The 605-nt window shown below is 59.2% G+C and carries 2 tRNA genes; both read left to right on the plus strand.

The window, feature by feature from the left end:
* Positions 1 to 316 precede the first annotated feature (316 nt).
* A tRNA-Thr gene (locus DP116_RS30675) sits at positions 317 to 388 on the plus strand.
* Positions 389 to 456: 68 nt separating this feature from the next.
* Positions 457 to 539: transfer RNA gene (locus tag DP116_RS30680), tRNA-Tyr, on the plus strand.
* Positions 540 to 605: the final 66 nt, after the last annotated feature.

Genomic DNA, 605 nt, shown 5'->3' on the forward strand with positions numbered 1-605 from the left:
CCTTTGGGGTGGGGCGGGAGCGGCGCGGGTGCCCACGGGGTACCTCGTGAAAGGGACGTCGGGCCGCGGGGATGATCACCCAAGCCCAATGAGCGCCCCGGGAATAATACCCGTTCAGACAAGTATCGTCCAGACTGGTATTTTCCGTTCCACCCACCCGACGTCACTTCACACGCGTCCGTACGCCGTCCGGCTTTGCAACCGCCGGTGGGAAGTCCGGGTCCGGTTTGGTGGGCTTGTGCGCGAACCCGGAGCTTGTAGAATCGCTCTTGGATGTGGTGCCGGCTCGAACGCGGGCACCGCACGAAAGCAGCGTGCTCGCGTAGCTCAGTGGTAGAGCAGCGGTTTTGTAAACCGCTGGTCGTGGGTTCAACTCCCTCCGCGAGCTTTCCGTTTCCGTCCGCGGTTTGTATAACGGCATAGGTGCGGAGGGCCGCACCGAAGTGAGGGAAAAACGGGTAGGTGGCAGAGTGGTCAATTGCACCAGACTGTAAATCTGGCTCCTAACGGATTCGGGGGTTCAAATCCCTCCCTACCCACTGTTCAGAAGGAAATTCGAAATACGAAGCACGAAATCCGAAATGAAGGCAATTTCGCTGCTGTTT

This window comes from Brasilonema bromeliae SPC951, assembly GCF_012912135.1.
In the GTDB taxonomy this organism is placed as follows: domain Bacteria; phylum Cyanobacteriota; class Cyanobacteriia; order Cyanobacteriales; family Nostocaceae; genus Brasilonema; species Brasilonema bromeliae.